The sequence below is a fragment of the Phycicoccus sonneratiae genome (assembly GCF_016887965.1).
Lineage (GTDB): Bacteria > Actinomycetota > Actinomycetes > Actinomycetales > Dermatophilaceae > Phycicoccus > Phycicoccus sonneratiae.
On record NZ_JAFDVD010000007.1, the window covers coordinates 336,223 to 358,145 of the forward strand.

Sequence of the window (21,923 nt, forward strand, 5' to 3'; positions counted from 1 at the left end):
GGTGCCGGGAGCTGCGTGCGCGTGCGGGTCAGGAACCGTCGCCCAGGACCAGGGCGATCAGCTTGCTGAAGCCGAAGTCGAGGCCGGAGACGATCGCCATCATCACCGTGACGAACACGATGACGACGATGGTGTAGTTCCACAGCTCGTTCCGGGTCGGCCGGACGACCTTGCGCAGCTCGTCGAGGATCTGGCTGACGAACAGGCCGATGGCGCGGAACCACCGGGAGACGCGGTTGCCGCCCCGCTCCGTGCCCTTGGCGGGCTTGGAGGGAGTCCTGGTCTGACCCACGTCAGTCACGGTGCCTCTTCACGTCGAGCTGTTCGGTTCGGGTGCCTTCCGGGCGGTGCGTCCGCGAAGGCAGCCCGACGAGGCGGGCCGCGTTTCGTGGACGTACCACACGTGCGACGCAGGGCAGGAGGGACTCGAACCCCCAACCGCCGGTTTTGGAGACCGGTGCTCTACCAATTGAGCCACTGCCCTGTGGGACCGCCGTTGGGGGGCGGGCCCGGGGTGGTGCGACCTCCCCCGGGCACGCCGAAGGATGGTGGTCACACCGAACGGACAGCATACGTGACGCCCCGGTCCGGGCGCGAACCCGCCCGACCCGGGGCATCCCGAGTCCGTCCGTCGTCGTTCAGCGCAGGGTGGTCGTGACGCGGAGGATCTTGTGCCCGGTGGTCGGATCCTGCACGAGCTTGCCGCCCGCCCCGAGGGGGGTGTGGTTCTCCGAGAAGAACACGTAGTCGATCTTGCCCTTGCGGTGGGTGTCCGGCCCGACGCGCTTCATGCGCCCCTTGGGCAGCTGCCCGGCCTCGACGAAGCGGCCCTCCGAGCGCGCCTGCGGGTACATGTACAGCGGGTCGAGCTCGGTGGAGGTGGGCTGCGAGTTCAGGTCACCGGCCACGATGACGGCGTCCTGGGCGTCGATCCACGCGTTCGTGATCGCCTTGATCCGCTCCGTCTCGCCACGGCGCACCACCGCCGCGTTCGTGTCGTACGTCGACAGGTGGGTGGAGCAGGCGTGGGTCCGGTGGCCCCCGAAGCCGAACACGACGCACGCCAGGCCGAAGGTCTTGCCCTCGCCGGGGACCTTGTACGCCTCCGCGAAGATGCTCCCCTTGCCCGGACGGATCGCGACGTTGCCCTTGCCCGCCGGGCACCGGTCGTTGGACGTCTGCTCGTGGTAGCTGACCGTCCACCCCTTGTGCTTCTTCTTGAGGTCCTTGACCCACGACTGGCAGACCTCCTGCATGGTTGCCACATCCGCCCTGCCCTGCTCGAGGTCGCGCACGACCTGCTGGAAGCGGTCCTTGTGCTGGTCGGTGTTGTGCTGGATGACCCGGATCGTCGTCGGGGCTGCGGCCTCGGCGGCCGGTGCGGTCGCGGTGGTGCCGACGAGGCCGGCGGCCGTGACGCCCGCCACGGCGAGCGCGGCGAGGAGCGGGCGGGTGCGGAGCTTCATGTGGTTCCCCCAGGGGTTGGTGGAGGGGCGCGGTTCGCCCCCCGGCAGTCCCCGACCGTGCCAGCCCTCCCGGCGGCTCGCGATGGGGAGCACTCCCCCGCCGGTCGCTCCCTGGTCGGCCCCGACGGCCCCGGCTGCGCCTCTGCCACGATGGGTGGGTGAGCACCGCAGACGTCTCCCGGACCCCCCTCGCCGACCGCTCCCCCGAGGAGCTGCGTGCCTTCCTCGACGAGCAGCGCGCGGCGTACGCGACCCTCACCGAGCGGGGGCTGCGCCTCGACCTGACGCGCGGCAAGCCGAGCGCCGAGCAGCTCGACCTCTCCGAGCGGCTGCTCTCCCTGCCCGAGGGGCACCGCGACCGGGCCGGCACCGACGTCCGCAACTACGGCGGCCTCGAGGGACTGCCCGAGCTGCGCGAGATGTTCGCCGAGCTGCTCGGGGTCGACACCGACCAGATCGTCGCCGGGGGCAACGCGAGCCTGTCGATGATGCACGAGGTGCTCGTCTTCCACCTGCTGCACGGCGGGGTCGACTCGCCGCGGCCGTGGAAGGACGAGGAGAAGGTCACCTTCGTCTGCCCCGTGCCCGGCTACGACCGGCACTACACGATGCTCGAGTCCTACGGCATCGAGATGGTCACGGTGCCGATGCTCGCCGACGGGCCGGACGTCGACGCCGTCGAGGCCCTCGTGCGCGACGACCCGAGCGTCAAGGGCATGTGGATCGTGCCGACCTACGCCAACCCCGCCGGGTCGGTCGTCACCCAGGAGGTCGCCGCCCGGCTCGCCGCGATGCCGGCCGCCGCGCCGGACTTCCGGCTGTTCTGGGACAACGCCTACGCGCTGCACCACCTCACCGAGGACGAGGCCAAGTCCGCGGACATCCTCTCGCTCGCCTCGGCCGCGGGGCACCCGCACCGTCCGGTCGTCTTCGCCTCGACGAGCAAGGTGACCTTCGCCGGCGCCGGGGTGGCCTTCCTCGCCGGGTCGCGCGAGACGGTCGGCTGGTACCTCGGGCACCTGAAGTTCGCCTCGATCGGACCCGACAAGGTCAACCACCTGCGCCACGTGCAGTTCTTCGGCTCCCCGGACGGTGTGCGGTCGCACATGGGCCGGCACCGCGAGATCCTCGCGCCGAAGTTCGCCGCGGTCGACGCCGCCCTCTCGGCCGGGCTCGACGGACTCGGGATCGCCGAGTGGACCCGTCCGCGCGGCGGCTACTTCGTCAGCCTCGACGTGCCGGACGGGTGCGCCTCGCGCGTCGTCGCGCTGGCCAAGGAGGCCGGCATCGCGCTGACCCCCGCCGGGGCCTCGTTCCCGTACGGCAAGGACCCGCGCGACCGGAACATCCGTCTCGCGCCGTCGTTCCCGGTCCTCGAGGAGGTCGAGACGGCGATGGCCGGGGTCGCGACGTGCGTCGCCCTGGCCGCGGCCGAGCAGCTCGTCGGCGACGTAGGGTGACGGGATGAGCGAGCACCCCGACGAGCGCGACGAGCCCACCTACGGCGACGAGGACCAGCTCCAGCCCGAGGACACCCTCGAGCAGGAGGACGTCGACGACGTGCTCGACCGCGGGTACTCCCCGCCGGAGCGTCTGCACGGCTCGATCGCCCACGGGGTGACCGCCGAGGAGCAGGGGCGCGACGAGACCATCGAGGAGCGCATCCACCAGGAGGTGCCCGACCCGGCGTCGGCCTACGGGGCGCCGGACAACGAGTCCGGGCTCGACGAGGACCGCGTCGGCGGCGACGACCCCGACGCGATCGACGCCGAGGACGACTGGCTCGGCGACGGCGAGGTCGGTGACGAGCGGGCCGGACGGCTCATCGCGCCGGACGAGGGGCTCGGCTCAGACGACGAGAAGGACCTCGTCGGCAAGGACGTCGGCATCGACGGTGCGGCGGCCTCGGCCGAGGAGGCCGCGGTCCACGTGGTCGGCGAGGGCGACGTCGACGAGGAGACCTCGGAGGAGTGAGCGACGGCGCCGGACGGGGTCCGGCGACGGGCGCCGAGCCGTCGGCGTCCCGCCCGGTCGGCACGCTGCCGAAGGCCCACCTCCACCTCCACTTCACCGGCTCCATGCGGGTCGAGACGGTCCGCGAGATGGCCCGCTCGCACGGGCTGCGGCTGCCGGCGACGCTGACCACGGACTACCCGCCGCTCTTCGACGCCGCCGACCGGCGCGGGTGGTTCCGCTTCCAGCGCCTCTACGACGTCGCGCGCGCCTGCGTGCGGGGCGAGGCCGACATGCGGCGGATCGTCCGCGAGGCCGCGCTCGACGACGGGGCCGAGGGCTCGCGGTGGCTCGAGATCCAGGTCGACCCGACGTCGTACGCGCCCTTCGTCGGGGGGATCACGCCGGCCCTGGAGATCGTGCTCGACGAGGCGGCCGAGGTGTCCCGGGTGCCGGGCGCGGCACAGGTGGCGGTCGTCGTGGCCGCCTCCCGGATGCGCCACCCGCTGGAGGCGCGGACCCTCGCGCGGCTCGCGGCCCGGTACGCGGGGTCCGGGGCGGGGACGGTCGTCGGGTTCGGGTTGTCCAACGACGAGCGGCGGGGTGACACGGCCGAGTTCGCGGCCGCCTTCGGGATCGCGCGGCGGGCCGGCCTGGCGTCGGTACCGCACGCCGGGGAGCTCCTCGGGGCCGAGGCGGTGGCGGCGACGCTGGAGGCCGCCGTGCCGGACCGGATCGGTCACGGGGTGCGGTCGGTGGAGGACCCGCGGGTGCTCGACCGGGTCGTCGAGGCCGGGGTGGCGCTGGAGGTGTGCCCGGGGTCGAACGTGTCGCTCGGGGTGTACGACGTGCCGGAGGAGGTGCCGCTGCGGCGGCTGCTGTCGGCGGGGGCGACGGTGGCGCTCGGGGCGGACGACCCGCTGATCTTCGGGTCGCGGCTGGCCGAGCAGTACGAGACGGCACGGACGGTGCACGGCCTGTCCGACGCCGAGCTGGCCGGGCTGGCACGGGCGTCGTTCGCGGCGAGCCGGGCGCCGGCCGAGGTCCGCGCGGCAGCGGAGCGGGACATCGCGGCGTGGCTCGAGGACCCGGGCGGGGGGTGATCCGACTGCTCTCGGTTGAGTCAGCATGTGTAGCAACCGAGAGCGGCCGAACACCCCACCCGAACCTCCGAACGGCGCCGGGTGCGGCGCGAGTGCTCTCGGTCGAGTCGGCATGTGAAGTAACCGAGAGCACACACGACCCGTCGGCCGGCCGGCCTGGGCGTCAACCGACTGCTCTCGGTTGAGTCGGTATGTGAAGCAACCGAGAGCGGTCGAACACACCCCCCATCCGGGTCCGCATCGTCCACAGGGGCGCTCCCCGAGGCCGTGATCCACAGGCCGCCGCCCGGGTCTGGCACCACCGGCGCCGCCCGACGACGCTCCCTCCATGGACAGCCGACCGAACAGCTACCCCACCTTCGCCGCCGAGCTCCTCGAGGCGCGGGCGACCCTCACGCTCGGCGAGGAGATCGGGCTGGCCCTGCGCGCCACCCGGCACCGGCTGCGCCTCAGCCAGCGCGCGTACGCGTCGCTGCGCGGCTGGTCGACGAGCCGGCTGGCCCGGCTCGAGGCCGGCGCGGAGCGGCTGCGCCTCGCCGACGTCGTCGCCGCCCTCGAGGGCACCGAGTACCGGTTGGCACTCTGCCGCCGGTCGGTCACCGGTCCCTCTCCCCCGCCGACCGGCGCACCGGCCCCGGCCGGAGCCGCACTCCCGGTCCCCGTGCCACCGGAGCACTGGCCGCGCACCGAGCTCCTGGCCCGTGTCCGCGACGGCAGCCGACGCTTCCCGGGTCACCACGACACCGAGCAGGTCGACTTCCCACCCCGGTGGTGGTGGAACACCGAGGCCACCCGCGTCGGGACCGTGCCGCCGCACTGGAGCGCGCCGGTGCCGTGGGAGACCGACGCTGTCGGCCGCGAGGAGGGAGTCGCCTGACGACCCGGCGAGCCTGTCCCGCCCGTGCAGAGGGGAGCCGCCTAGAGCTCCTGCCCGAGCAGCACCGGCTCGTTGACGAGCGTCACCCCGAAGGCCTCGCGCACCCCGTCGCGCACCTCGCGGGCCAGCGCCACGACGTCGGCCGCCCGCGCCGACCCTCGGTTGGTCAGGGCCAGCGAGTGTTTCGTCGACACGGCCGCGGGCCCGGGCATCGCGTACCCCTTGCCGAAGCCCGCGCGCTCGATGAGCCAGGCGGCCGAGGTCTTCACGCGGTCCCCCGCCTCGGGGAACCGGGGTGGCGGGGGCGCGTCGGCACCGAGCCGGTCCGCAGCCCGCGCCTCGAGGGCGGCGAACTCCTCGGTGGTGAGCACCGGGTTGGTGAAGAACGAGCCGCACGACCACGTGTCGTGGTCCTCGACGGCCAGCACCATCCCGCGCCGCCGGCGCTGCGCGAGGACCGCCTCGCGCGCCTCGGCCAGTGGCACGCGCTCCCCCGCGGCCACCCCGAGCTGGGTCGCGAGGTCGGCGTAGCGCACCGGCTGGGACAGCGACTGGAGGACGAGCTGGAACATCACGTCGAGCACGACGTACCGGTCGGTGCCCTTGAAGAGCGAGTGCCGGTAGGTGAACCGGCAGTCCACCGACGTCATCGTCCGGACCTTCTCCTCGAGCCGGTCCCACACCCTCACCCGGGCGATGGTCTGGGCGACCTCCTGGCCGTAGGCCCCCACGTTCTGGATCGGCGTCGCCCCCGTCGACCCCGGGATGCCCGAGAGCGCCTCGATGCCCGACCACCCCTCGGCGACCGCCCGCTCGACGAACGGGTCCCAGGGCTCGCCCGCGGCGACCGTGACGTTGGCCCCGCCGCAGGAGTCGGCCGAGTCGACGCTCACCCCGCGCGTGGCGACGGCGACCACGGTCCCCGCGAACCCCTCGTCCGGCAGGACGAGGTTGGAGCCGCCGCCGAGGACGAGGAGCGGCTCGTCGGCGTCGTCGACCTCGCGCACGGCGTCGACGAGCTCGTCGGTGGTCTCGACCACGACCATCCGGGCCGCCGGGCCGCCGACGCGCATCGTCGTCCAGCCCGCGAGGGGCTCGTCGTGCAGCTCGCGCATCAGTCGAGGCGCACGACCGCGACGCAGCGCCCGAGCACCTTCTGGCCCTCGCTCGTCACGGTGAGGTCGACGCCCACGCGGCCGGACTCGGCGTCGACGGAGGTGACCGTGCCGGTCACGTCGATCCGGGCCCCGCCGACCGGCACGACGACCGGCTTCGTGAACCGCGTGCCGTACTCGATCACCCGTCCGGCGTCCCCCGCCCACTCGGCGACGACCGTGCCCGCGGCGCCCATCGTCCACATCCCGTGGGCGATGACGTCGGGGAGCCCGACCGAGCGGGCGAACTCCTCGTCCTGGTGGATGGGGTTCTGGTCGCCCGAGGCGTTCGCGTAGGCCACGAGCGTGTCGCGGCCGACCGGGACGGTGACCGGCCCGAGGACGTCACCGACCGAGACGGAGGCGAGGGAGCGCGCGCCCATCAGTCCTCCCCTGCCCGGACGACGATCGTCGAGGTGCAGGTCGCGAGCGCCTCCCCGGACGCCGTGGCCAGCTCGGTGCGGGTCGTGATCATCGAGTGCCCTCCGGCCTGGCGGATCTGGTCGACGGTGAGGGTGCCGAGCACCTCGTCGCCGGCGGTGATCGGGCGGTGGTGGACGAAGCGCTGCTCGCCGTGCACGACCCGGCTGTAGTCGATGCCCGCCTCGGGGTCCGCGACGTAGGCCCGGTCCGAGGCCTGCGCGAAGCGCACGGCCATCGTCGGCGGGGCGACGACGTCGGCGTACCCGGCGGCGCGGGCGGCCTCGGGGTCGGTGTGGACCGGGTCGGAGGAGCCGACCGCCGCGGCGAACGCGGCGATGAGCGCGGCGTCGACCGGGTAGGGCCCGCTCGGCGGGTAGGTGCGTCCGACGTAGTCGGGGTTCACGGCCATGCCGCCCACTCTAGGGGCCGGACCCGACCCTCCGGCGACCCCGACCGTGCGTCGACCGACCGGTCCCGGTACGCGACGAGGCCGCCGGCACCGGAGGGGTGCGGGCGGCCTCGTCGGGCGACGCGGGGACGCGTCAGCGGGTCTCGCGGTGCGCGGTGTGCTTCTTGCAGCGCGGGCAGAACTTCGCCAGCTCGAGCCGGTCGGGGTCGTTGCGGCGGTTCTTCTTGGTGATGTAGTTGCGCTCCTTGCACTCCGTGCACGCCATGGTGATCTTCGGGCGGACGTCGGCGCTCTTGCTGGCCACGGGGCAACCTGCTCTCGGGAAAACGGTGGTGGATCTTCGGATGCGGCGCGGGCGCGGGGACGGCCCACGCGCGGCACCAGCACAACAGGGTACGCGACGCCGGTGTTCCCGGAGAAATCGCGACCGATGCGTAGCGGGAGCGGGGCTCGATCCCGCGACCTCACGATTATGAGTCGTGCGCTCTAACCAGCTGAGCTACCCCGCCTTGGGGGAACGACCGGGGCCCCTCTCGGGGAGCTGGGCTCCGACCGGACCAGAGCCCCCTGTCGGAATCGAACCGACGACCTTTTCCTTACCATGGAAACGCTCTGCCGACTGAGCTAAGGGGGCGTGCGCGGGGGCGGTGAAACCACCCCTGAGCGCGACGGAGACACTACACGGTCACGCTCGGTCGAGCGAAATCCGGGCCTCCACGAGGGCCGGTCCGTACCAGGTGAGCAGGCGCCCCGAGACCAGCCGGGTCGGCACGCGGGAGAACGCCTCCGGACCGTCGGCCGCGGTGAACTCGTACGGCTCGTCCGGGAGGAGGACGACGTCGGCCGCCGACGGGTCGTCGAGGGCGGCGACCTCGACGTGCGGGTAGCGGCCGTCCGCTCCCCCCGTGACCACCTCGAACCCGGCCCGCGCGAGGAGGTCCGCGGTGAACGTGGGCCGCCCGACGACCATCCACGGGTTCCGCCAGATCGGGACGACGGCCCGGGCCCGCGGGGCCGGGAACGGACCCGACCACGCGTCGGACGCCTCGACGAGCCATCCGGGGTCGTCGACGACGAGGGCCTCGGCGAGCAGGCGTCGCATCGAGGTCAGGGCCTGCGGCACGGTCTCGATGTCGGTGACCCAGACGGCCACCCCCTGCTCGCGCAGCCGCCGGACGTCGAGCTCGCGGTTCTCCTCCTTGTTCGCGACGACGAGGTCGGGCGCGAGCCCCACGACGGCCGCGAGGTCGGGGTTCTTGGTGCCGCGCACCCGCGTGACGTCGAGCCCCGCCGGGTGGGTGCACCAGTCGGTGGCGCCCACGAGCCGGTCCGGACAGGTCGCCGCGAGCGCCTCGGTGAGCGAGGGCACGAGGGAGACGACGCGGCGCGCCGGGCCCGCGAGGGGCACCGGCGCGCCGAGGTCGTCGAGGAGGCTCATCAGGGGGTCAGCGCGGCGCCATCCGCAGGGCGCCGTCCATCCGGATGACCTCGCCGTTGAGGTAGTCGTGGTCGACGATCGCCAGGGCGAGCTTCGCGTACTCCTCGGGCTTCGCGAGACGCTGCGGGAAGGGGACGCCCGCGGCCAGCCCGGCGCGGAACTCGTCGGAGACGGTGGCGAGCATCGGGGTCTCGACGATGCCGGGGGCGATGGTGACCACCCGGATGCCGTACTGGGCGAGGTCGCGGGCGGCGGGCAGGGTGAGCCCGACGATGCCGCCCTTGCTCGAGGAGTACGCCGCCTGCCCGACCTGGCCGTCGTACGCGGCGATCGAGGCCGTGTTGACGACGACGCCGCGCTGGCCGTCGGCGTCGGGCTCGGTGGCCGCGATGGCCTCGGCGGCCACCGTCAGGACGACGAAGGTGCCGAGCAGGTTGACCTCGAGGACCTTCCGGTACAGGTCGATGGAGTGGGTGCCCTTGCGTCCGAGGATGCGCTGGGACGGCCCGATGCCGGCGCAGTTCACCACGACCCGCAGCGGGCGCTCGGGGTCGCCGGCGGCCTCGGCGACCGCGGCGCGGACGTCGGCCTCGGAGGTGACGTCGGTGGGGACGTACGAGACCCCGGGGACGTCCGGCGCGGCGGCGCAGGCGTCGGGGAGGTCGAGGGCGACGACCCGGGCGCCGGCCGCGGCGAGGGCGGCGGCGGTGGCCGCACCCAGGCCGGAGGCGCCCCCGGTGACGATGGCGGAGGTGTTCGCGATCTGCATGGGCGCCATCCTGCCCTGTCGCCGGGAGGTCGCGGGTCCCCGGGCGTCGGCGTCGGGTCGTAGCGTGGGCCCCATGACGCTGCGCATCGGTGGACACGTCGACCAGAGCGACCCGGTGGCCGAGGCGGTCGCCCGCGGGGCGACCCTCAGCCAGTTCTTCCTCGGCGACCCGCAGAGCTACAAGGGCCCGGTCGTCGAGTACGCGGGCGGCGCGGCGGCGCTGCGCGAGGCCGCCGAGGCGGCCGGCGTCGACCTCTACGTCCACGCGCCGTACCCCATCAACGTCGCCGCGACGAACAACCGCATCCGCATCCCCGGGCGCAAGCTGCTCCAGCAGCACCTGCACACCGCGGCCGAGATCGGGGCCAAGGGCGTCGTCGTGCACGGCGGGCACCTCGGCAAGGACGAGGACGCGGGCGTCGGCTTCGACAACTGGCGCAAGTGCGTCGACGGCCTCGAGATGCCGGTCCCGCTGCTCATCGAGAACACCGCCGGCGGTGACAACGCGATGGCCCGCCGACTCGAGGCCATCGAGCGGCTCTGGGAGGCGATCGGACGCGCCGAGGGCGGCGACACCGTCGGCTTCTGCCTCGACACCTGCCACGCCCACGCCGGCGGCAACGACCTCGGCAGCGTCGTCGAGAAGGTGCGCGCCATCACCGGGCGGGTGGACCTGGTGCACTGCAACGACTCCCGCGACACCTTCGACTCCGGCGCCGACCGGCACACCAACCTCGGGTCGGGGCACATCGAGGGCGCGGACATCGCCCACGTGGTGCGCGAGGCCGGCGCGCCGGTGGTCGTCGAGACCCCGGGCGACGCCGAGGGCCAGTCGGCCGACATCGCCTGGCTCCGGGCCAACGCCGGCGCCTGACCGGCCGCAGCCGACCGAGCACCCGGCCCGGCGTCAGCCGGCGAGGTGCCCCCACGCCGGCGCGAGCTCGCGCCACGGCCCGGTGGCCGCGACCCGCCCGTCGACGAGCACGACGACCCGGTCGGCCTGGGCGAGCGCGGCCCGCTTCGAGGTCGCCCCGATGACCGTCGCGCGCCGGGCGCGCAGGGCCGACCACAGCTCGACCTCGGTGGCGGCGTCGAGCGCGCTCGACACGTCGTCGGCGAGCACCAGCTCGGTCTCGGCCGCCAGGGCCCGGGCCAGCGCGAGCCGCTGGACCTGCCCGCCCGACAGCCGCACGCCCCGGTGCCCGACGAGGGCGTCGTGGCCCCCGGCCTCACGGACGTCGTCGTCGAGCCGGGCGTCGGCGATGGCCGGGCCGAGCGTGCGACCGTGGCCGAGGACGACGTTGTCGGCGAAGGTGCCGGAGAGCACCCGCGGCACCTGGGCCACGTGCGACACCTGCCCCGGACGGAGGAACACCTCGGCGTCCTCGACCTCGACCCCGTTCCAGGTGATCGACCCGGTGTGCTCGAGGAGGCCGGCGAGCGCGCCGAGCAGGCTCGACTTGCCGGACCCGACCTGGCCGAGCAGCAGCACGAGCTCGCCGGCCGGCACGGTGAGGTCGACCCCCTCGACGCCGCGCGTGCCGTCGTCGTGCACCGCCCCGACACCGGTGAGCCGCAGCTCCTCGAGCGGGACGCGGCTCGGCACGGTGGCCTCGGGGGCGGTGCCCTCGACGAGGTCGATGCCCGCGGGCAGCCGGACGAGGTCGACGCCGCCGGCGAGCCGGCTCGTGGCCCGCTGCCACGAGCGGGTGCCCGGTGCCTCGGTGACGACGGCCCCCGCGACCCGGCCGAACCAGTCGAAGCCGTTGACCGCGCCGGCGACGAGGATGGCCGTCGCGAGGCCCCATCCCTCGAGGACGTAGACGCCCCACGCGGCGACGACGCCGGCCTGCACCATGACGATCGGCACGCCGTCGAGGACGGCCTGGACCCGGTGCTCGAAGACCGCCGCCTGCACCCGCCCGGCGTCGACCGAGCGCAGGTGCGCGTGCGCGGACGGCGTCGCGGCGGCCAGCTTGACGGTGCGCGCCGACTCGAGGACGGAGACGACGGCCCGCCCGAAGCGCGCCCGCGCCCGCGAGGACTCGGCGGCCGAGCGCCCCGCGATGGGCCGCCCCACCGCCGAGGCGAGCGCCGCCCCGACGAGGACGACGAGCAGCACGCCGCCGGCCAGCAGGCTGCCGCCGAGGGCCGCGGTGACGGCGACGATGGCCAGGCCGTTGAGGAAGTCGACCCAGCGGTCGGCGTAGAGGGCGTAGCGGTCGGCGTCCATCGAGCGGGCGACGACCTCACCGGCCGGCGTGCGCTCGAGGCGGTGCTGACGGGTCTGCCCGAGCAGCACCGACATCCGCACGCGGAGCATCACCTCGATCCACCACCGCGGGTACCGGCGCATCGCGGCGACGAGGACGAGCGGGGCGAAGAGCACCGACGCGGCGGTGAGCGAGGTGAGCACGACGGTCTCGGTGTCCCAGCCGGCCCCGCCCCGCAGGTGCTCGACGACCCGCCCCCAGACGTAGCCGGTGGCGGCCCCGAACGCCCCGCCGAGCGCGGAGACGAGGAACAGCAGCGCCGGCCAGATGCCCCACCGCGGCCGGACGAGGAGGGCGGAGAGGATGCCGCGCGCGAGCGAGGGCCCCTCCCCCGGGTCGGCGAGCTCCGGCGGCGGCCCGGCCCGGCGCGCGCCGGCGACCGCGACGCCGGCAGGGGCGGTGGCCGGTGCCTCGTCCGGGCCGGCGGCGAGGTCGTCGCCGCTGGCGGCGAGCAGGGCCCGGAACGGTCCCTCGGCGACCGCCAGCTCGGCCCGCGGGCCCTGCTGGACGACCCGCCCGTGGTCGAGCACGGCGACCCGGGCGGCGCGCTGGGTGGTGGAGAGGCGGTGCGCGACGAGGATGCCGGTGCGCCCGGTGAGCAGCCGGTCGGCGGCCCGGACGACGAGCGCCTCGGTGAGCGGGTCCATCCGGGCGGTCGCCTCGTCGAGGACGACGACGGCCACGTCGCGCACGAGCAGCCGGGCGAACGCGACGAGCTGCTCCTCGCCGGCCGACAGGGCGGTGCCCCCCGGACCGAGGAGGGTGTCGAGCCCCCGGGGCATCGCCGCGACCCACTCCTCCAGCCCGAGCTGGGTGACCGCGGCCTCGACCCGGGCGCGCGGCAGGTCGGCGAAGAGCGTGATGTTCTCGGCGAGCGTGCCGGCGAGGATCTCGGTGCGCTGGGTGACGACGCCGACGGCCGCGCGGAGCTGCTGGAGGTCGAGGTCGAGGACGTCGACGCCCCCGAGGAACACCGTGCCGGCGGCGGGCTCGACCGCGCGCGACACGAGCGAGGCCAGGGTCGACTTGCCCGAGCCGGTGCGGCCGACGAGCGCGCAGGTCTGCCCGCCGGGGACCAGCAGGTCGACGTGCTGGAGGGCGAACCCGCCCTCCGGGTAGGCGAAGTGGAGGTCGCGGAACTCGAGCTCGAGGGGACCGTCGGGGACGGGCCGGCCGCCGTCGGGCTCGGGGGCGGCGCCGAGCAGCTGGCGCAGCCGGGTGATCGCCCCGAGGCCGGCCTGGAGCTCGGGGAGGTGGCGCGCCATCTGGTCGACCTGCCCGACGAAGGTGCTCGTGACGAGGAAGAGCGTGACGAGCCGGGCGACCGAGAGGCCGCCCCCCGCCACCATCGCGACACCCGCGACGAGCGTGCCGGCGAGCATCCCGTAGAGGAGCAGGCCGGTGCGCCGGGTGACCCGCACCTGGAGGTCGACGACCTCGCGGAAGCGCCGGTGCACCCGCGCGGACAGGCCGCTGAGGCGGGCGACGACGTGTGCCTGCCCGAGGCTGGTGCGCAGGTCGTCGCGGGCGGTGACGCCCTCCTCGAGCGCCGCGGCGTGGTCGGTCCAGGCCATCTCCTCGACGACCTTGCGCTCCGCGATGGTCGGCAGCAGCCGGCGCACGAGGAGGAAGGAGCCCGCTGCCGCGACCGGGAAGAGCGCCCAGGCCGGCCACCACGTGAGGCCGGCGACGATCCACATCGGGACGGCGGCGAAGACGGTCTTCAGGGCGTCCCAGACCTGCCGGCGCAGCATCGCCCCGACGTCGTGGGTGTCGGCGTCGACCCGGTCGAGGACCTCGCCGACGGCCTGCTCGCCGAGCGCGTGCAGCGGCTGGGCGAGGGCGGCGTGGACGAGGTCGTCGCGCAGCCGGCCCTCGGCGCGGTCGACGACGGCGGCCCAGACCGTGCGGCCGGCGGTGTCGAGGACGGCCGCGCCGACGACGCAGAGCGCGAGGAGGCCGACGAGCCGGGTCGAGGGGTTCGCGGCGAGCAGCCCGGCGACGACCGTGCCGAGCGTGCGCCCGACGGCGCCGGTGGCCGACGCGAGCAGCGCCCACCCGGTGGACCAGCCGCGCAGCCGGTGCAGGTCGAGGCGGCGCCCGGGCACGACGTGGCGCACCTCGGCCGCTGTGGGCACGGCCGAGGTGGGTGGCGTCACGGTCGTCGTCCCCATCGGAAGAAACCTACGACGGAGCACCGACGCCCGGCACCCGGGTTTCGTAGGCTCCTCCCGTGCCCGAGTTCACCTGGAGGCCGGCGAACGAGGCCGCGCCCGAGGACGTCGAGGCGGTCTTCGAGGCCGGCGGCGCCCGGAAGTGCCGCTGCCAGGCCCTCAAGGTGCCGGGCTGGATCTGGCGCGACACCACCCAGGACGAGCGCGACGCCGCGCTCCTCGCCCAGACCGGCTGCGGCACCGACGGCCCGACGTCCGGCCTCGTCGGCTACGTCGACGGCGAGCCGGCCGGCTGGGTCGCCGTCGAGCCGCGCGAGCAGTACCCGCGCATCTGGGCGCGCAAGCAGCCCTGGATGCGGATGGATCCGGACGCCGAGGGCATCTGGTCGGTCACCTGCTTCGTCGTCCGCAAGGGCTTCCGGAAGCAGGGCCTCATGTACGAGCTCGCCGCCGCCACCGTCGAGTACGGCGAGCAGGTCGGCGCCCGGGTGCTCGAGGGCTACCCCACCGAGCCGCCGCCGGGGAAGACGGTCATCTGGGACGAGGCGTCGGTCGGCCTGCTCCAGGTCTTCCTCGACGCCGGGTACGCCGTGCACGCCGAACCGACCCTGCGCCGCCGGGTGGTGCGCAAGCAGCTCGCCTGACCGGACCGGTCCGCCGGCCTCAGACGTTGCGGCGGTACTGCCCGCCCACCTCGAAGAACGCCTCGGTGACCTGCTGGAGCGAGCACACCCGCGCCGCGTCGACGAGCACGGCGAACACGTTCTCGCCGGTGGTCGCCGCCTCCTTGAGCCGCGCGAGCGCCGCCTCCGCCTCGGTGCGGTGCTCCTCGCGGAAGCCCTCGACGCGGGCCAGCTGGCCCTCCTTCTCGGACTCCGTCGCGCGCGCCAGCTCGACCTCCTTCGGCGAGACCTCGGCGTCCGGCCGGACGAAGGTGTTGACGCCGACGATGGGCAGCGAGCCGTCGTGCTTGCGGTGCTCGTAGAGCATCGACTCGTCCTGGATGCGGCCGCGCTGGTAGCCGGTCTCCATCGCGCCGAGGACTCCCCCGCGCTCGGAGATCCGGTCGAACTCGGCGAGCACCGCGGCCTCGACGAGGTCGGTCAGCTCGTCGACGACGAACGAGCCCTGTAGCGGGTTCTCGTTCATCGCCAGGCCCCACTCGCGGTTGATGATGAGCTGGATGGCCAGCGCGCGGCGCACCGACTCGGCGCTCGGGGTCGTGACCGCCTCGTCGTAGGCGTTGGTGTGCAGGCTGTTCGCGTTGTCGTAGATCGCGGTGAGCGCCTGCAGCGTCGTGCGGATGTCGTTGAAGTCCATCTCCTGCGCGTGCAGGCTCCGGCCGCTCGTCTGCACGTGGTACTTCAGCTTCTGGCTGCGCTCGTTGGCGCCGTACTTCTCGCGCATCGCGACCGCCCAGATCCGCCGGGCGACGCGGCCGATGACGGTGTACTCGGGGTCCATGCCGTTGCTGAAGAAGAAGGACAGGTTCGGCGCGAAGTCGTCGATGTCCATGCCGCGCGCGAGGTAGGCCTCGACGTAGGTGAAGCCGTTCGCGAGGGTGAACGCGAGCTGGCTGATGGGGTTCGCCCCGGCCTCGGCGATGTGGTACCCGCTGATCGAGACCGAGTAGAAGTTGCGGACCTTCTTCTCGATGAACCACTCCTGGATGTCGGCCATCATCCGCAGCGAGAACTCGGTGGAGAACAGGCAGGTGTTCTGCCCCTGGTCCTCCTTGAGGATGTCGGCCTGCACGGTGCCGCGCACCGTGGCCAGCGCCCGGGCCCGGGCGGCCTCGCGCTCGGCGTCGTCGGGCTCACGACCGTTCTCGGCCGCCCACTTCTCGACCTCGCGGTCCATCGCGGTGTTGAGGAAGAACGCGAGGATGGTGGGCGCCGGGCCGTTGATCGTCATCGAGACGCTCGTCGTCGGCGACGTGAGGTCGAAGCCGTCGTAGAGCGTCTTCATGTCCTCGAGCGTCGCGACGGAGACCCCGGAGGTGCCGACCTTGCCGAAGATGTCGGGGCGGCGGTCGGGGTCGCGGCCGTAGAGGGTGACCGAGTCGAAGGCCGTCGAGAGGCGGGTGGCCGGCTGGCCCTCGGAGAGCAGCTTGAAGCGGCGGTTGGTGCGGAACGGGTCGCCCTCGCCGGCGAACATCCGGGCGGGGTCCTCGCCGTCACGCTTGAACGGGAACACCCCTGCGGCGAAGGGGAACACCCCGGGAAGGTTCTCGCGGCGGAGGAACGACAGCAGGTCGCCGTCGTCGTGGTACCGCGGGAGGGACACACGACGGATCTCGTTGCCGGAGAGCGACTCCCGGACGAGCTTGGTGTGGATCTCCTTGTCGCGCACCGTGACCACCTGCTCGTCACCGGAGTACGCCTCGACGACCGACGGCCACTGCTCGAGCTGTTTGCGCAGCGCCGCGGGCAGGTCCTCGCGGGCCTCCTCCAGGAGGGCGTCGAGGTCGGCGGTGTTCCTGCCCGCCGATGCGAGCGCCTCGCGCGCGTCGCCGAGGCGCTGCACGCGGCGGGCGGCATCGGCCCAGCGCTCGGTCTCGGCGTGGTAGCCACGCACCGTCTCGGCGATCTCGGCGAGGTAGCGCACGCGCTGCGGCGGGACGACCTGGCGCAGCATCGTCGAGTGCCGGACGTCGACGACCGGCAGCGTGCCCTCGGCCACCGGGAGGCCGGCACCGGCCAGCTGCGAGCGGAGCTCCTGGTAGAGCGCCGTGACGCCGTCGTCGTTGAAGGTCGCGGCCGAGGTGCCGAAGACCGGCATGTCCTCGGGACGCTTGCCGAACGCCTCGCGGTTGCGGACCATCTGGCGGCCGACGTCGCGCAGGGCGTCCATCGCGCCGCGGCGCTCGAACTTGTTGACGGCGACGACGTCGGCGAGGTCGAGCATGTCGATCTTCTCGAGCTGGCTGGCGGCGCCGAACTCGGGCGTCATCACGTAGAGGTTGACGTCGGCGTAGGAGGTGATGGCGGCGTCGCCCTGCCCGATGCCCGGCGTCTCGACGACGACGAGGTCGTACCCGGCCGCCTTGAGGATGGTGACGACGTCGCCGAGCGCCTCGGGCACCTCGCGCCCGCCGCGGGTCGCGAGGGAGCGGAAGTAGACCCGGTCGCCGTCGAGGCTGTTCATCCGGATCCGGTCGCCGAGCAGCGCCCCGCCCCCGCGGCGACGGGTCGGGTCGACGGCGACGCAGGCGACGCGCAGCTTGTCCTGCTGGTCGACGCGCAGCCGGCGGACGAGCTCGTCGGTGAGGCTGGACTTGCCGGAGCCGCCGGTGCCGGTGATGCCGAGCACCGGGACGGTGCGGGCGGCCGCGGCGCGCTCGAGCTCGGCGCGCATCGCGTCGGAGAGGTGGCCGGTCTCGGCGGCCGTGACGGCCCGGGCGACGGCCGAGCGGTCGCCGGAGAGCACGGCCTCGACGGTGGTCGGCGCGACCTCCCAGAGGTCGGTGTCGCAGGCGGCGACGACCTGGTTGACCATCCCGGGCAGGCCGAGGCGCTGGCCGTCCTCGGGGCTGAAGATCGTCACGCCGGCCCCGCGCAGCCGCTCGATCTCGGCCGGGACGATGACGCCGCCGCCCCCGCCGACGACCTGCACGTGCGGTGCGCCGGCCTCGCGGAGCAGCTCGACGAGGTACTCGAAGTACTCGACGTGCCCGCCCTGGTAGGAGCTGACCGCCACGCCCTGGGCGTCCTCGTCGATGACGGCGTCGACGACCTCGCGGACGCTGCGGTTGTGGCCGAGGTGCACGACCTCCGCGCCCTGGCTCTGCATGATCCGCCGCATGATGTTGATCGAGGCGTCGTGGCCGTCGAACAGCGCGGAGGCCGTGACGATGCGGACGGGGTGCTCGGGGACGTGGAGCCCCTCGCTCGGCTGCGGTGCCATGGGGTGGTCCTTCGGTCGGGGTCTCCCGAGATAGTAGGACGTCCTAGTACCTACCGGGAAGTCACCGGCGGGCGGCGAGCCAGGCGATCGCCTCGGCGTACCCCGCGACGCCGCGCCCGATGACGTGGTGGTCGCAGACATCGGCGAGGTACGAGACGTGCCGGAACTCCTCGCGGGCGTGGATGTCGCTGATGTGCACCTCGACGCGCGGCACCCGGCAGGCCGAGAGCGCGTCCCGCAGGGCGACGGAGGTGTGCGTGTAGCCCGCCGCGTTGAGGACGATGCCCGCCGTGCCGGCCCGGCCCTCCTGCACCCAGTCGACGAGCGTGCCCTCGTGGTTGCTCTGCCGGAAGTCGACGGTCAGCCCGTGCCGTGCGGCCTCCTCGGCGCAGAGCCGCTCGACGTCGGCGAGGGTGTCGTGCCCGTAGACCTCCGGCTCGCGCTCCCCGAGGAGGTTGAGGTTCGGGCCGTTGAGCACGAGCACGGTGCGGTCGTCCATGACGGCGAGCATGCCACCCGCCGGGGCCGCTGCGTCAGCGCTGGTAGGTGTCGGTGAGGTACGCGCCGCAGTCCGCCGGCCGGGCGCCGAGGCCGGCGAGGGCGTCCTCGGCCCGGGCCCGGCCGAGGTTCCACCCGAGCACGTCGTCGGTGGCCCGGCGGTCGAACACCTCGAGGTCGGCCGGCGACGAGACGACGCAGGCCGCCATCTCCCGCGGCAGCCGCTCGGCGATGACCGGCGCCGCGTCGGCCGACAGGCTGGACAGGTAGAGGGTGTCGACCTTCCCCGTCGCCTCGTAGCGGTCGATGTTCTGCCCGGCGACCCACGCGTCGGGGTTCATCGCCGCGAAGCCGAGGGTGAACGCGGCCCCCGACACGAGCACGGCCCGGGGCACCCAACGCCACGACAGCCCCATGACCGCACCGAGGAGCATGAGGACGACGAGTCCGAGCCAGAGCTCGAAGCCGTCGACGAAGACCCGGAGCACGGTGTACCCGAAGGCGTCCTGGTACAGCGACATCCGGTAGAGGGCCGAGGCGACGACGGCGAGGGTGAAGACCCCGAGCGCGCCGAGCAGCACCCGGACGACGAGCCGGTCGCGGGCGCTCTCGCGGGAGGCGACCCGCAGGGTGAGGGCCATGACGAGGACGGTGAAGGCGGTGGCGACGGTCAGCTGCCCGAAGCCCTGGTGCACGTACTCGGCGTGCGTCAGCCCGGTCGTGCGCCGCAGGTAGGCGTCGCCTCCCCACATCACCGTGGCCTGGGCGAGGAGGAAGCCGCCGAAGAGCAGGACGACGACGCCCACGGGCACCGCCCACTCCCACACCGGACGGGTGCGCCGGCTCGGGGGGACGGCGACGAGGTCGGCCGCCGGCGGGTTGAGCGCGAGGTAGGCCCCGGTGAGCGCGACCCCCGTGACGAGCACGAAGAGGAAACCCCGCAGGACGATGGTGTCCCAGCCGAGGTCCGGCACGAGCGCCGAGGCCCACGACCCGAAGACCGCGTCGCCCGTCGCGAAGAGACCGCCGAACACGACGAGCACGAGCAGCGAGAATGCGACCGTGCGCAGCACCGGCCAGAGCACCGACACCCGGCTCGTGGCCGTGATCGTGCGGCCGAGGAGGGGCAGGCCGCGCAGCGCCGAGAGCGGCCAGGCCGCCCAGCTGGAGACGATCGCGAGCAGGCCGTGGGCGCGGGTGAGGGCTGCCGCCGCGACGGCCACGCCGGCGAGGACCGAGAGGGTCACGACGCCGCCGGCGTCCCGGACGGTCGCCACGCTGGCGAGGAGGAGGGCGACGACGGCGCCGCCGACGGTCCACGGGTCGCGCCGGTGCCGGGCGACCGCCCACATGAGGACGCCGGTCGCGACCATGACGAGCGAGGTCGCGAGCCCGATCCCCCGGTAGGGCCAGGTGAGCGAGGCCAGCAGGCCGATGCCGGCGGCGGCCCCGACGACACCGATGCGCGGGCGGCGGTCGGGCTCGGGCCAGATGCGGGCCAGCGAGGTCTCGATCGGACCCGACCCCCCGCCGTAGGGCCCGACCGGCGTGGTGGCGGGCGGAGCGGGCACGGGGGTCGCGGTGCTCATCGGGGTCTCCTCGGTCGGGGTCGTGGGACGGGGTGCGGGACGGCGTGCGGCCGTGGGCAGCTCGCGGAGGTGGACGGGGCGCTCGGTGCTCGGGGCGACGGGGAGGGTGACCCGGAAGCAGGCGCCGCCGCCGCTCGGGACCACCTCGACCCGGCCGCCGTGCAGCTCGCAGACCCAGCGGACGATGGCCAGCCCCAGCCCGGTGCCACCCGCGGAGTCCGACCCCGTGCCGAAGCGCTCGAAGACGCGCTCGGCGTCCTCGGCGGCGATGCCCGGACCGTCGTCGGAGACCTCGAGCACCCAGCGGTCCTCGCCCTCGCGGCGGGCCTCGAGCCGGACCTCTCCGTAGGGCGGGCTGTGCCGCACGGCGTTGTCGGTGAGGTTGGCGACCAGCTGGGCAAGCCGTGCGGGGTCGGCGGCGACGGTGAGGTCGGCCGGCTCGACCCGGTGCAGCAGCCGCACCGGCCGCCCGGAGACCCCGGCCTCCTCGACCGACGCGGCGAGCAGGCCGGCGACCCGCACGGGGGCGAGGGCGAGCGGCGCGACGCCGGCGTCGATGCGGGAGAGGTCGAGCAGGTCGCCGACGAGCGTGCTCAGCCGCTCGGACTGGGCGAGGGCGGCGCGCAGGGTGTCGGGGTCGGGGTCGGTCACGCCGTCGGCGAGGTTCTCCAGGAGGGCGCGCTGAGCGGTGAGCGGGGTCCGCAGCTCGTGCGAGACGGTCGCGATGAGGCGGCGTCGCTCGAGGTCGGCGCCGGCCAGCTCGGCGGCCATCGCGTTGAAGCTGCGCGCCAGCTGGCCGACCTCGTCGGACGAGGTGGCGGTGACGCGCTGGCCGTAGTCGCCGACGGCCATCCGCCGGGCCGCGTCGGTCATCGCCCGCAGCGGCGAGGTCATCCCCCGGGCGAGCCACTGGGTCACCCCAACGGCGGCACCCGCGGTGACCGGCAGGCTCGCCCACCAGGGGACGCCGGCCCCGTCGCCGATCGCGGCGACGAGCACGGTGGCGACGACGCTCGCGCCGACGAGCACGCCGAGCTTGAGCTTGATGGAGGTGACGCCGTCGAGCGGGCGGTCGGGGTTCACCGGCCGACCTCGAGCGCGTAGCCGACGCCGTGGACGGTGCGCACCCGGTCGGCGCCGATCTTGGCGCGCAGGGCCTTGACGTGGCTGTCGAGGGTGCGGGTTCCGGCGGCGTCGCCCCAGCCCCAGACCTCGCGCATGAGGTCCTCGCGCGAGCGGACCGTGCCCGGGGCGGCCGCGAGCGCGCAGAGGAGGTCGAACTCGAGCGGGGTGAGGTGGACGTCGCCGCCGTCGATGCTCACGCGGCGGGCGGCCGGGTCGACGACGAGGCCGGCGAGGTCGAGCCGGGTGCTCGTGCGGGCGAGCTCCTGCGCCCGCTCGACCCGGCGGAGGAGGGCGCGCAGCCGGGCGACGACCTCGCGCATCGAGAACGGCTTGGTCACGTAGTCGTCCGCGCCGACGCCGAGGCCGACGAGGACGTCGGTCTCCTCGTCGCGCGCGGTGAGCATGAGGACGGGGACGGGACGCACGGCCTGGATACGCCGGCAGACCTCGAGGCCGTCGAAGCCGGGGAGCATGACGTCGAGGAGGACGGCGTCGGGGTCGTGCTCCTCGAAGGCGGCGACGGCGGCGGGGCCGTCGAAGGCCTGGTGCACGGTGAAGCCCTCGGCCCGGAGCCGGTCGGTGACGGCGCGGTTGATCGTCGGCTCGTCCTCGACGACGAGCACGGTGTGCGTCGCGGTGTGCGGCGCGGCGGCCGTCCCCTCGGTCATGCTGCGAGCGTAGGACCGCCCGGCTGGAGCCCGCGGGGGCTCCGTGTGGAGATCGTGTGAAGGTCGGTGGAGGGTGGGCCCTCTTCGGCCCTCAGCGA

19 protein-coding genes and 3 tRNA genes are annotated in these 21,923 nt (G+C 74.3%); 6 read left to right on the forward strand and 16 right to left on the reverse strand.

Annotated elements, in window-relative coordinates; all coding sequences use genetic code 11:
• Positions 1 to 28: 28 nt before the first annotated feature.
• The 3 genes from secE to JQN70_RS07110 all read right to left on the reverse strand — a co-directional run bounded on the left by secE (position 29) and on the right by JQN70_RS07110 (position 1,466).
• Positions 29 to 292, reverse strand: a complete 264-nt coding sequence (gene secE / locus JQN70_RS07100; protein WP_204130611.1) for a preprotein translocase subunit SecE — start codon at positions 290 to 292, stop codon at positions 29 to 31.
• A gap of 119 nt (positions 293 to 411) precedes the next feature.
• Positions 412 to 484 (reverse strand) — tRNA-Trp (locus JQN70_RS07105).
• A gap of 154 nt (positions 485 to 638) precedes the next feature.
• Entirely contained in the window at positions 639 to 1,466 is an 828-nt protein-coding gene (locus JQN70_RS07110) for an endonuclease/exonuclease/phosphatase family protein (RefSeq protein ID WP_204130612.1), read from the reverse strand.
• Positions 1,467 to 1,624: 158 nt separating this feature from the next.
• On the opposite strand from JQN70_RS07110, the gene JQN70_RS07115 reads away from it, so the two are divergent.
• From JQN70_RS07115 to JQN70_RS07130, 4 genes are all read left to right on the forward strand, one after another.
• Complete coding sequence (locus JQN70_RS07115; RefSeq protein ID WP_204130613.1) at positions 1,625 to 2,926, forward strand: aspartate aminotransferase type Ic; 1,302 nt, start codon at positions 1,625 to 1,627, stop codon at positions 2,924 to 2,926.
• A 4-nt stretch (positions 2,927 to 2,930) separates the two neighbouring features.
• The gene (locus JQN70_RS07120; protein ID WP_204130614.1) at positions 2,931 to 3,440 is read left to right on the forward strand and encodes a DUF5709 domain-containing protein; all 510 of its coding nucleotides are present in this window, start codon (positions 2,931 to 2,933) and stop codon (positions 3,438 to 3,440) included.
• Positions 3,437 to 4,522, forward strand: coding sequence for an adenosine deaminase (locus tag JQN70_RS07125; protein WP_204130615.1), 1,086 nt, complete (start codon positions 3,437 to 3,439; stop codon positions 4,520 to 4,522). The genes JQN70_RS07120 and JQN70_RS07125 overlap by 4 nt, the downstream gene beginning before the upstream one ends.
• Before the next feature lie 328 nt (positions 4,523 to 4,850).
• Positions 4,851 to 5,399, forward strand: a complete 549-nt coding sequence (locus tag JQN70_RS07130; protein WP_204130616.1) for a helix-turn-helix domain-containing protein — start codon at positions 4,851 to 4,853, stop codon at positions 5,397 to 5,399.
• Positions 5,400 to 5,440: 41 nt separating this feature from the next.
• Here JQN70_RS07130 and JQN70_RS07135 read toward each other — a convergent pair whose 3' ends face one another.
• From JQN70_RS07135 to JQN70_RS07170, 8 genes are all read right to left on the reverse strand, one after another.
• Positions 5,441 to 6,514, reverse strand: coding sequence for a UDP-N-acetylmuramate dehydrogenase (locus JQN70_RS07135; RefSeq protein WP_204130617.1), 1,074 nt, complete (start codon positions 6,512 to 6,514; stop codon positions 5,441 to 5,443).
• Positions 6,514 to 6,936, reverse strand: coding sequence for a MaoC family dehydratase (locus JQN70_RS07140; protein WP_204130618.1), 423 nt, complete (start codon positions 6,934 to 6,936; stop codon positions 6,514 to 6,516). The genes JQN70_RS07135 and JQN70_RS07140 overlap by 1 nt, the downstream gene beginning before the upstream one ends.
• Positions 6,936 to 7,385, reverse strand: a complete 450-nt coding sequence (locus JQN70_RS07145) for an FAS1-like dehydratase domain-containing protein (protein ID WP_204130619.1) — start codon at positions 7,383 to 7,385, stop codon at positions 6,936 to 6,938. The genes JQN70_RS07140 and JQN70_RS07145 overlap by 1 nt, the downstream gene beginning before the upstream one ends.
• Positions 7,386 to 7,518: 133 nt before the next feature.
• A complete protein-coding gene (gene rpmG / locus JQN70_RS07150; RefSeq protein WP_166099994.1) occupies positions 7,519 to 7,689 on the reverse strand; it encodes a 50S ribosomal protein L33 in 171 nt (56 codons plus the stop codon).
• A gap of 131 nt (positions 7,690 to 7,820) precedes the next feature.
• Positions 7,821 to 7,894: transfer RNA gene (locus JQN70_RS07155), tRNA-Met, on the reverse strand.
• Positions 7,895 to 7,946: 52 nt separating this feature from the next.
• Positions 7,947 to 8,019 (reverse strand) — tRNA-Thr (locus JQN70_RS07160).
• Positions 8,020 to 8,070: 51 nt separating this feature from the next.
• On the reverse strand, positions 8,071 to 8,823 hold the full coding sequence (locus tag JQN70_RS07165) for a helical backbone metal receptor (RefSeq protein ID WP_204130620.1): 753 nt from the start codon (positions 8,821 to 8,823) through the stop codon (positions 8,071 to 8,073).
• A gap of 7 nt (positions 8,824 to 8,830) precedes the next feature.
• Complete coding sequence (locus JQN70_RS07170; RefSeq protein WP_204130621.1) at positions 8,831 to 9,592, reverse strand: SDR family NAD(P)-dependent oxidoreductase; 762 nt, start codon at positions 9,590 to 9,592, stop codon at positions 8,831 to 8,833.
• Between the two features lie 73 nt (positions 9,593 to 9,665).
• On the opposite strand from JQN70_RS07170, the gene JQN70_RS07175 reads away from it, so the two are divergent.
• A complete protein-coding gene (locus JQN70_RS07175; protein WP_204130622.1) occupies positions 9,666 to 10,466 on the forward strand; it encodes a deoxyribonuclease IV in 801 nt (266 codons plus the stop codon).
• A 33-nt stretch (positions 10,467 to 10,499) separates the two neighbouring features.
• Here the strand turns inward: JQN70_RS07175 and JQN70_RS07180 are convergent, their stop codons facing one another.
• Positions 10,500 to 14,039 carry an ABC transporter ATP-binding protein gene (locus tag JQN70_RS07180; RefSeq protein ID WP_204130623.1) on the reverse strand — a complete coding sequence of 1,180 codons (3,540 nt, stop codon included), beginning with the start codon at positions 14,037 to 14,039 and terminating at the stop codon, positions 10,500 to 10,502.
• A 59-nt stretch (positions 14,040 to 14,098) separates the two neighbouring features.
• Between JQN70_RS07180 and JQN70_RS19915 the strand changes: the two genes are divergently transcribed.
• Complete coding sequence (locus JQN70_RS19915) at positions 14,099 to 14,683, forward strand: GNAT family N-acetyltransferase (protein ID WP_204130624.1); 585 nt, start codon at positions 14,099 to 14,101, stop codon at positions 14,681 to 14,683.
• Between the two features lie 19 nt (positions 14,684 to 14,702).
• On the opposite strand, the gene icmF is transcribed toward JQN70_RS19915, so the two are convergent.
• The 4 genes from icmF to JQN70_RS07205 form a co-directional block, all read right to left on the reverse strand.
• Entirely contained in the window at positions 14,703 to 17,945 is a 3,243-nt protein-coding gene (gene icmF / locus JQN70_RS07190; RefSeq protein WP_204130625.1) for a fused isobutyryl-CoA mutase/GTPase IcmF, read from the reverse strand.
• A gap of 61 nt (positions 17,946 to 18,006) precedes the next feature.
• On the reverse strand, positions 18,007 to 18,444 hold the full coding sequence (gene aroQ, locus JQN70_RS07195; protein WP_204130626.1) for a type II 3-dehydroquinate dehydratase: 438 nt from the start codon (positions 18,442 to 18,444) through the stop codon (positions 18,007 to 18,009).
• A gap of 34 nt (positions 18,445 to 18,478) precedes the next feature.
• Positions 18,479 to 21,115, reverse strand: a complete 2,637-nt coding sequence (locus JQN70_RS07200) for a DUF4153 domain-containing protein (protein WP_204130627.1) — start codon at positions 21,113 to 21,115, stop codon at positions 18,479 to 18,481.
• On the reverse strand, positions 21,112 to 21,825 hold the full coding sequence (locus JQN70_RS07205; protein ID WP_204130628.1) for a response regulator transcription factor: 714 nt from the start codon (positions 21,823 to 21,825) through the stop codon (positions 21,112 to 21,114). The genes JQN70_RS07200 and JQN70_RS07205 overlap by 4 nt, the downstream gene beginning before the upstream one ends.
• Between the last annotated feature and the right edge of the window lie 98 nt (positions 21,826 to 21,923).

Excerpts from the sequence above, each read along its gene's own strand:
- JQN70_RS07120 (WP_204130614.1), top strand. The coding sequence starts at position 2,931 with ATGAGCGAGCACCCCGACGAGCGCGACGAGCCCACCTACGGCGACGAG.
- JQN70_RS07175 (WP_204130622.1), top strand. The coding sequence starts at position 9,666 with ATGACGCTGCGCATCGGTGGACACGTCGACCAGAGCGACCCGGTGGCC.
- JQN70_RS07140 (WP_204130618.1), bottom strand. The coding sequence starts at position 6,936 with ATGGGCGCGCGCTCCCTCGCCTCCGTCTCGGTCGGTGACGTCCTCGGG.
- JQN70_RS07145 (WP_204130619.1), bottom strand. The coding sequence starts at position 7,385 with ATGGCCGTGAACCCCGACTACGTCGGACGCACCTACCCGCCGAGCGGG.
- JQN70_RS07130 (WP_204130616.1), top strand. The coding sequence starts at position 4,851 with ATGGACAGCCGACCGAACAGCTACCCCACCTTCGCCGCCGAGCTCCTC.
- JQN70_RS07170 (WP_204130621.1), bottom strand. The coding sequence starts at position 9,592 with ATGCAGATCGCGAACACCTCCGCCATCGTCACCGGGGGCGCCTCCGGC.
- JQN70_RS07205 (WP_204130628.1), bottom strand. The coding sequence starts at position 21,825 with ATGACCGAGGGGACGGCCGCCGCGCCGCACACCGCGACGCACACCGTG.
- JQN70_RS07135 (WP_204130617.1), bottom strand. The coding sequence starts at position 6,514 with ATGCGCGAGCTGCACGACGAGCCCCTCGCGGGCTGGACGACGATGCGC.
- icmF (WP_204130625.1), bottom strand. The coding sequence starts at position 17,945 with ATGGCACCGCAGCCGAGCGAGGGGCTCCACGTCCCCGAGCACCCCGTC.
- JQN70_RS07165 (WP_204130620.1), bottom strand. The coding sequence starts at position 8,823 with ATGAGCCTCCTCGACGACCTCGGCGCGCCGGTGCCCCTCGCGGGCCCG.
- JQN70_RS07180 (WP_204130623.1), bottom strand. The coding sequence starts at position 14,039 with ATGGGGACGACGACCGTGACGCCACCCACCTCGGCCGTGCCCACAGCG.
- JQN70_RS07110 (WP_204130612.1), bottom strand. The coding sequence starts at position 1,466 with ATGAAGCTCCGCACCCGCCCGCTCCTCGCCGCGCTCGCCGTGGCGGGC.
- aroQ (WP_204130626.1), bottom strand. The coding sequence starts at position 18,444 with ATGGACGACCGCACCGTGCTCGTGCTCAACGGCCCGAACCTCAACCTC.